The following is a 2220-nucleotide window of genomic DNA, read 5'->3' on the forward strand; positions in this document are numbered from 1 at the left end:
TAACTGAGCTACCTCAATAGAATGTCTTAAAGCATTCTGTCCATAACTTGAACGGAACTTCATACGTCCAAGAAGTTTCAGTAATTCAGGATGAATACCATGAACTCCAACGTCCATAGCTGCATTCTCACCATCTTCGCGAATCTGCGCTTCTACTTCTCTCTGGGCTTTCTCAACCATCTCTTCGATTCTGGCCGGATGGATACGTCCATCTACGATCAGTTTCTCAAGAGCTACACGTGCAACTTCACGACGGATCGGATCAAAAGCAGATAACACAACTGCTTCCGGTGTATCATCAATAATAAGATCCACACCTGTAAGTGTCTCAAGAGTACGGATATTACGGCCTTCACGACCAATAATCCTTCCTTTCATCTCATCGCTCGGAAGCTGAACAACCGAAATGGTAGTTTCAGCTACATGGTCAACTGCACATTTCTGGATGGCATTGACAACATATTCCTTAGCCTTCTTACCAGCTTCTTCCTTTGCCCTGCTTTCCAATTCCCTGTAAAGTCTGGCTACATCCACTTTTACATCATCTTCAACGGATCTGAGTAATTCTTCTTTTGCCTGTTCGGAGGTCAGACCTGAAACTCGTTCCAGTTCCTGTACTCCTTTTTGCTCAAGTTCTTCTACCCGTTTTTCTTTCTTCTGCACCTCAGCTGCTCTCGCTGTGCATTCCGCTTCACGCTTCTCAACTGCATCTGCTTTCTTGTCAACCGCGGATTCTTTTGCTAATACACGATTTTCATATTTCTGCAGTTCGTTTCTTCGTTCCTTGGTTTCTTTCTCCAGTTCATTTTTTGTACGGAGAGATTCTTCCTTCACTTCCAATAAAGCTTCTCTTTTTTTAGTCTCAGCTGTTTTCAGAGCTTCATCTATGATGCTTCTTGCTTTGTCTTCTGCTGTCCCAACAATCTCGGCATCCTTCTGGATTTTATTGTTCACAGCGACTTTGCAAGTAACAGGAACTGCAATAAGTAGCGCGACTACCACAGCGACAATTGCAACAATAATTGTTGTTGTCACAGGAGCACCTCCTTATTTAGTTTTCATTGTACAAATACAACAATACAAGTTTATCTTTTTTTCATACTTATGTCAAGTTTTTCAGGATAATTGTTTGAATATTTTTCCTATATTTAATTACTGTTCGTTCTGTTCTCAGTAATATATTTTGCAATATACATACAATGGAGTATACTATGATTCATCCGAATATGTATGTACAAGTCTGATATTCATATTCTCAAGAGTATCTGCAATGTCTGAATATCCAAATCCTCTTCTCACAAGATAACCATAGAGCCGACGCATTTTTTTCTCATCCAGCTCAGTATCCGGCGAATATTTCTTTTCTATGGTTCGATAGAGGATTTCTTTTTCATCAGGCATATTTAAGGCAGCCTCTTCCTCCCATGCATTTATCGCTGTTTTCCTGTCTATTCCCTTTCCCATAAGTTCCCGGATGATCTTCTGCCGGCTCTTTGTATCCATTCTGTATGCAATATAAGTTCTGGCATATCGTTCATCATCTATATATCCATAGGCTTCAACATATGTCAGAGCATGATCAACCGCCTGACTGGTAAATCCCGCCTGACGCAATTTCTCTCTCAATCCCTTCTCCGTCCGATCCATATGTTCTAAGAGACGCATGGCTTTACGCCTTGCGTCTCTGTATTCTTCAGGTTCTTCCGTTAAATTTTTCTGTTGTTTCTGTACAGTCTGTCTCTTTAAAGCCTCTGCATTCCTGAGAAATTCTCTCAGATCTCCGGATGAATTCCCCATGATCACTCCTCAGAAGCATCCGGTGCATCACCTGTTGCCGGCACCGGCTCTTTGGCCTGTCCTTCTTCATCCGGAAGAAGATGATAATGGATTCTGACTTGCTTCTCAATCTCATCACAGATATCTGTATGCTCTTTCAGGAAAATCTTCGCATTTTCACGTCCCTGTCCGATCTTATCTCCGTTATATGCGTACCATGCACCGCTCTTATTTACAATTCCGCATTCCGCTGCCAGATCAAGAATATCTCCCTCTTTGGAAATGCCGGTTCCGAACATAATATCAAATTCTGCCTGTTTAAACGGCGGAGCCACCTTATTCTTCACAACTTTGATTCTGGTGTGGTTTCCCACCATCTCACCGCCCTGTTTCAATGTCTCTACTCTGCGGACATCCATGCGGATAGATGAATAAAATTTCAGA

Annotated in this window: 3 protein-coding genes; all 3 read right to left on the minus strand. The window is 41.9% G+C overall.

Annotated features, from left to right (window positions below; genetic code table 11):
* On the minus strand, nt 1–1035 hold a 1035-nt coding region (locus AC075L_RS06890), incomplete at its 3' end, for an Rnase Y domain-containing protein (RefSeq protein ID WP_476387418.1).
* Between the two features lie 174 nt (nt 1036–1209).
* Nucleotides 1210–1797: a regulatory protein RecX gene (locus AC075L_RS06895; RefSeq protein ID WP_179976131.1), complete on the minus strand. Its 588-nt coding sequence runs from the start codon at nt 1795–1797 to the stop codon at nt 1210–1212.
* A gap of 2 nt (nt 1798–1799) precedes the next feature.
* Nucleotides 1800–2220: recombinase RecA family protein (locus tag AC075L_RS06900; RefSeq protein ID WP_476387419.1), on the minus strand; the 421-nt coding region annotated here is incomplete at its 5' end.

This window comes from Blautia sp. ZXY-1-B12 (assembly GCF_056339915.1).